Here is a 6,239-nt window from a genome sequence, read left to right on the forward strand (position 1 = left end):
GGGCTTTTGCCGGTATAGAGTGATCTCCGGTCCGCCGGTGCCACGAATGCCCTCTTGGTAGCCGTTGGTGAGCATCCGGAACTCGTAGGCGGGGATGCTGGGTGTTGCACCCGGTTCAAAGCGCTTTTCGGCGATCTTGTCGCCGTCGGCATTCCAGAAGTCCACGGTCCAGGCCGTGACGTTGCCGCCGTCGTCCAGCAACTGCCGGTGGTATTCGATGTAGCGGAACTCGTTGCCCTCGAGCGTGTAACCGTAGCCGATGAACTCGCGCGTATCGGATGCATCCGCCGGGCCGATGAGGCCTAGCGCGAGCACGATGGCGGGCAGCCAGCGCATCAGGCGGCCTCGGCGTCCGGCTGTCGCGTCTGCTCGGCGCTGCCCTCGGTCACGGCGACCCGAGGCTGAAACAGATAGTGACCGACTCCCCATTCGCCGCCGTTGCGATAGCCGAAGAACTCCGCCACCGCCATGTAGAACATGCGCCAGCGCTGGAACCAGATCCGACCCTCGCGCGCGGTGCCATAGGCCTGTTCGAACAGCGGGAGGATGGTGTCGCGTTCGGCGTCCATGCGTTCCAGCCACTGATTCGAGGTCTTCTCGTAGTGCTGGCCGTTGACCCACCAGTGATCGGCAATGCGCATGTGCTCCTGGAAGTGCATCAGCAAATGCTGGGAGGGCATGACGCCGCCGCTGAAGAAGTAGCGGGTCATCCAGTCGGAGTCGCCGCGGTCCTCGTAGGGATAGGCCAGATGCGGATGCGCGAAGATGTGCACGAACAGCAGGCCGTCCGGCTTGAGCCAGGTGCTGATCCGGCGCATCAGTTCGCGGTAGTTGCGCATGTGCTCGAACATCTCCACTGACAGCGCGCGGTCGAACGGTGCCGACTCGCCATGGGCGGCGGGGTCGAACACGTTGATGTCGCAAGTGATCACGTGAATGTTGCTCAGACCGCGTTCCCGGGCCTGTTGTTCGATGAATTCGCGCTGTCCACTGGAATTGGAGACCGACACGATCTCCATGTTCGGATAGTGTTCGGCCAGCCACAGTGTCAGCGAGCCCCAGCCACAGCCGATGTCCAGCACGCGCTGACCGTCCCGCAACCGGGCGCGCTCGGCGTAGAGCGACAACATGGCGTCCTCCGCCTGCTCCAGGGTTTCACGCCCGGTCGGGTAGTAGCAGCAGCTGTACTTCAGCCGCTCGCCCAGCGAGCGCAAAAAGAATTCCGCCGGGACCTCGTAGTGCTGCGCGTTGGCGGCGTCGGTCTGTTCCGCGATTTCGCCCTGCGACCATTCCCTGACCAGGCGCCGCACGGTATCCGAGCGAGCTTCGGGGTCCGTCGCCTCCTCGCTGTCCAGGCGTTTCTGGATCAGGCGGCGCATGCCGGCACGGGCCAGTCGGTCGGGAATCAGTCCGCGTTCGCAGAGATCGATTGCTGAGGGCATCGCTTAAGCCTTTTTCGGGGGCCAGGGAATGAACGAGCTTGTCGTCCTGACATATTCGTCGTAACCGGCCCGTTTGGATTTGCCTTCGGGTGTTTCCACGCCGGGTACGCCGGAAACCTTGAGCAGCAGCCAGGCCATCAGCACCGGACTGATCAACGTCAGCCACCACCAGGAACTCCCCAGCGCCAGCGGTGCATAGGCCACCCAGTGCAGGGATTCGAAAAAGTAGTTCGGGTGTCGCGAGTAGTACCAGAGGCCGTCGCGGCAGACCTGGCCGCGGTTGTCCGGGTTGGCCTTGAAGCGCATCAGCTGGTAGTCCGCCAGCGCCTCGCCGAGTACCGAGATGGCCCAGATCAGCACGCCCAGCACCAGTAGCGGCGCAGGCGCGACATCGGGGCGCGTCGCCACGATCAGGAAGGGCAGGCTCAGTATCCACGCCATCAGCCCCTGGAACAGATAGAACAGCAGCATGTTCCGGTCCTGGGTCTGGCCCCACTTCTCTCGCAGGGCGGTGTAGCGGCTGTCCTCGGGGGCGCCGACATTCCTTAAATAAAGGTAGCCACCGAGTCGCGCGGACCAGACCAATCCGAGCGTGCCCGCAAGCAGGCGCATGGTGGAGTCGCCATCGGAGCACACGGCGTAGATCAGCGCGGCCACGCCCAGCGAGAACGACCAGGTGATGTCCACATGCCCGGCATTCCGGGTGCGCAGTTGCAGAAGCCAGGTGGCCACCAGCATCAGGGTGATGGCCGCAAAGCCGGTGACATAGGTCGTGACGAGTTGCATCGAGTCCATCCGGTTGCGAGTCCACATTCGATGCGTCCATTCGATCGAGAGTGATGTCCGGATGCAACGCCGTTGGCGACAACGCGCACCACGGCGAGCGCATGCGCGTGGATCGAGGGTCATTTCGCGCCTGTCACACGACCGTCAAATTCGGCTCTTACTCTCTGCGCCCAGCATTTGAGGTCAGTCGACACATGCGACCCGACCTCCGACTTCAGGGAACAAGGGCGGCCGGGCGGCTGCGAGCGGCAAGGCCGTTTCGGAGCATCAGGGAGCGCCACGGGGTTTGCGCCGGCGTCAGGGATTCCACGCGACAGACCGTATGGCCGAGACGCTTGCGCGTAGTCGGGGCGTTTTGGTTGCGAACGTCGTGTTCGTTGAGGCGATACGACGTTGGGCACGACAGAAATTTTCGATTTGAGGAACTGAGATGAACCTGCGAAGCCTGAGAGGAATCCTCGCGGTAGCGCTTGCGGTCGGCGTCAGCGTCGCGAGCGCCGCGGACGAGCTGGTGCTGTACGCGTTCGAAGACGGTTCCGCTGCGACCGGCCTCGAGGTGGTTCTCGATGGCGAGCAGAGCAAGATCCTCGACGCCAGCGGTTCCGCGACGTTTGATCTCGATGCCGGGCGGCACGGTGTCGCCGTTCTGCTGGGTGGCGTCGAGGTGCACCGGTTCAACTTCACCTCTGCAGCCGGTCAGCTGGTCGACATCACGGTTTCGCTCCAGAGCGGGGAGGAGCCTCAGCAGTTCGTCGAGAGCTATTTCGTGACCGAAACGGCCCGTGATCGGGCGTCGGCTCCCAGGGGAACGCTGAACGGCCGAATTCGCAACGACGGTCAATCGCTGGCGGGCGCGACGGTCTCCGTGCCCAAGGTGAGTGAAACCGTTCAGACGCAGGACGATGGCAGCTTCACCCTGGAACTGCCGCGTGGCGTCTACGACCTGCAGATCAGCCACCCCTCACTGAGCACGCCCAAAACCGAGTCGGTGCGTGTCGTCAGCGGAATCACCTTGCAGGGGCGCTATCAGTACGGGTCCACCGCCGCATCATCCAACATCGAAGAAGTGGTGGTTCTCGGCACGTTCAACCCCTCCGCGTTCGGCGAATCCGAACGCTATTCGGTCAACGTGATCGAGACTCTGGGCATCGAGCAGCTGGCTCGCTTTGGTGACACTGACGTGGCCGCTTCCGTCGTCCGGGTGCCGAGCGTGACGGTGCAGAGCAGTCGCTTCGTCTTCATCCGTGGTCTGGGTGGTCGTTACATCACCACGACGCTCAACGGTGCAACGCTGCCGTCGACGGACCCCACCAAGCGTGAGGTCCCGCTGGATCTGTTCCCCAGCAATATCGTCAAGCAGCTGGACGTGAAGAAGTCATTCATCGCCAGCATGCCCGGTGAAAGCACGGGCGGGAACCTGGTGATCAACACCCGTACGTTCCCCGACGAGGCGGCTGGAAAATTCTCGTTCAGCCTGGGCTACACCGATGGTCTGACCGGTGACGAAGTCGCGTTCGATCCAATCAGTGGCGACTACGACGCGTTCGGCTTCGATGACGGGTCGCGTGATGTCCCGGGTGGGGTTGAAGCGATCTCCGCGTTGCTGAACTGCGTGGAATGTGAAGGCAGCTTCAGCGACGGGACGCGCCAGGCACTGAACCAGGTGGCTGCGGTCCAGCTGATGAACGATCTTGATCTCGGCTCCGCCACGGCAGCGCCGAAAGTCTCGCTTGGAGCGAACTACGGCAACCTGTTCACCGTGGGCGGCCATGAGGTCGGTTTCTTTGCGGCGGCGAACTACCGCAACGACTGGGATCAGAAAGCGGAGGGCGTCAGCCGGAGCTACAACACGGATGGTGGCGTCTTCGATGACTTCACCTTCGAGGAAGCCTCCAACACCATCGACACCAGCGGGCTGCTCTCGCTGGGGATGAACGTGGGGGACAGCAGCTTCCAGTCCACGTCTGTCGTTTCCCGTTCCACCGAGGCGGCCACCCGCGTGTCGCAGGGTCGCGATGGCGACTCCGGCTCGGAGTCCTACCGCTACAGCATCGAGTGGGAAGAGCGCCAGTTCCTCTCGCAGCAGTTCTCCGGTGAGCATGTGCTCGGCCAGAACAGCGGGCTGGTCGCCAGCTGGCAGATCACCGGCAGCAACGCCCGCCGCTACGCGCCCGATCGCCGTGAAGTGCGTTTCGATCTCGAGGGCGGCGATGGCGTCTACGACCTGATCGTGCCGGAACTGGTGCGCCGCTACGACGATTTGTCGGACGACAATCTCGATGCATCCACCGACTGGGAATACCTGTTCGACAACAGTCTGGGTGCCGCATCGTTCGAATCGGGGATTCAGCTGATTCATCGCGAGCGCGACTCCGATTCACAGGCGTTCGGCTACATCGGCAACGAATCGCAGTACGACCAGAACTCACCGAATCTGCTGGTCAGTGACGTCATCACGCTGGACAACATCACGGGTGATCAGAGCACCGGTCTGGCGTTCGCCGATCGTACGCTGCCCAGTGACAGCTACGAGGCGGAGCTCGATCTGAACAGTGTCTACGGCTTGTTCACCCAGCGTTTTGCGGACGTTTACCAGGTGATCCTGGGTGTGCGCTACGAAGCCTACGAGCAGACGACCGAGACCTTCTCCATTCAGGGTGATGGCTCCGCGGTTCTCTCGTCGATTGATGAGGACATCCTGCTGCCGAGCCTGGCGCTGAACTGGGAGATTGGCGACAGCCAGCAGTTGCGCTTTGCCGCCAGCCGCACGGTGTCGCGCCCGGACTTCAAGGAAACCTCGAACGCGACGTTCTACGACAACCAGTTCAACTTCCGAGTGCGAGGCAACCCGGCATTGAAGGTCTCCGAGGTTACCAACCTGGATCTGCGCTGGGAGCTGTACGGCGACGAAGACGAAAGTCTCAGTGTTGCGGCCTTCTACAAGACGATTGAGGACCCGATCGAGCGCGTGCTGCTGCAGGCGTCGGGGACCGCTGGTAACTCCCGCACATTCCAGAACGGGGAGGAGGCCGACATCTACGGTATCGAGTTCGACGGTCGTCGTGACTTCGATATCAATGAGGGGGGCTCTCGCTCCATCTTCGTGGCGCTCAATGCCAGCCTCATCGAGTCCGAAATCGAGTTGGATGGCGGCCAGACCCGCAAGCTTCAGGGTCAGCCGGACTACACCTTCAACCTGGCTGTTGGCTACGACGATTACGCGGGCGCCATCCGCCATGAGTTGACGATGCTGATCAACCAGTCCGGCGAAACCATCGTGGACGTTGGTCTGAGCGATCTGCCGGATGTTGTGGAGGAGCCGAGGTTCGACCTCGACCTCAACTACAAGGCCTTCATCACCGAATCCCTGGTCTTCAAGGCCAAGGCAGGAAATCTTCTGGACGAAACCGTCGAGTTCACGCAGGGCGGCCAGGTATTCCAGGAGTACAAGCAGGGCGTGACGCTTGAAGCAGGAATCGATTGGAATTTTTAACCGAGTGCACGCTTGTCACCCCGTGTGACCCCCAAGTGACTCAACGAAACTGACGGAGTTGTTATGAAGTTCTCGAAATTATTGCTGGTGAGCACCGTCGCCGCAGCCGCTGTGGGTTTGCACGGCTGCACCGAAGGCGACGAAACCTCGATTGTTGTGGAAGGCAGCGGTGGCGGCGGTCCCGTGACCGATAACCCGTTCTCGATCTGTCCGGATTTTGCGACCTCGCGTCAGCAGACCTCGGAGGGCGACAACGTCTGCCAGCTGCCGACCAACGTGACGTCTGACATCACGCTGACCGCCGACACGATCTGGTACATGAATGGCCGCGTGACCGTGGGTAACGGTAACGGCGAAATGACCGCGACCGAAGGCACCCTGGTCAGTGGCGACGGCACCACGCCGGTGCTCAACGTGACCGTGGAGATCGAGCCCGGCACGCAGATCATCGCCGCGCCTGGCTTCTCCAACATGATCATTACCCGCGGGTCGAAGATCATGGCGGAAGGCACGGCCAC

The 6,239-nt window shown here is 62.1% G+C and carries 4 protein-coding genes and 1 pseudogene; 2 read left to right on the forward strand and 3 right to left on the reverse strand.

The window, feature by feature from the left end:
- The 3 genes from ABNS06_RS00260 to ABNS06_RS00270 all read right to left on the reverse strand — a co-directional run.
- Window positions 1-336, reverse strand: a 336-nt coding sequence (locus ABNS06_RS00260; protein ID WP_348671859.1) for a hypothetical protein, incomplete at its 3' end; no start/stop codon positions are given.
- Window positions 336-1,442 (reverse strand): cyclopropane-fatty-acyl-phospholipid synthase family protein, encoded by a 1,107-nt coding sequence (locus ABNS06_RS00265; protein ID WP_348671861.1) that lies wholly within the window; start codon window positions 1,440-1,442, stop codon window positions 336-338. The genes ABNS06_RS00260 and ABNS06_RS00265, both read right to left, overlap by 1 nt.
- Window positions 1,443-1,445: 3 nt before the next feature.
- Entirely contained in the window at window positions 1,446-2,228 is a 783-nt protein-coding gene (locus ABNS06_RS00270; RefSeq protein WP_348671862.1) for a DUF1295 domain-containing protein, read from the reverse strand.
- A 430-nt stretch (window positions 2,229-2,658) separates the two neighbouring features.
- On the opposite strand from ABNS06_RS00270, the gene ABNS06_RS00275 reads away from it, so the two are divergent.
- Both ABNS06_RS00275 and ABNS06_RS00280 read left to right on the forward strand, forming a co-directional pair.
- Window positions 2,659-5,721, forward strand: a complete 3,063-nt coding sequence (locus ABNS06_RS00275; protein WP_348671864.1) for a TonB-dependent receptor — start codon at window positions 2,659-2,661, stop codon at window positions 5,719-5,721.
- A 63-nt stretch (window positions 5,722-5,784) separates the two neighbouring features.
- Window positions 5,785-6,239 (forward strand): annotated as a pseudogene (locus tag ABNS06_RS00280) (hypothetical protein); the annotation flags it as partial.

Origin of the sequence: uncultured Abyssibacter sp. (assembly GCF_964000955.1) — a bacterium.
Lineage (GTDB): Bacteria > Pseudomonadota > Gammaproteobacteria > Nevskiales > OUC007 > Abyssibacter.

What these genes read in the sequence shown, in the direction of transcription:
- ABNS06_RS00265 (WP_348671861.1), bottom strand. Translation starts at nt 1,442, where the DNA reads ATGCCCTCAGCAATCGATCTCTGCGAACGCGGACTGATTCCCGACCGA.
- ABNS06_RS00270 (WP_348671862.1), bottom strand. Translation starts at nt 2,228, where the DNA reads ATGCAACTCGTCACGACCTATGTCACCGGCTTTGCGGCCATCACCCTG.
- ABNS06_RS00275 (WP_348671864.1), top strand. Translation starts at nt 2,659, where the DNA reads ATGAACCTGCGAAGCCTGAGAGGAATCCTCGCGGTAGCGCTTGCGGTC.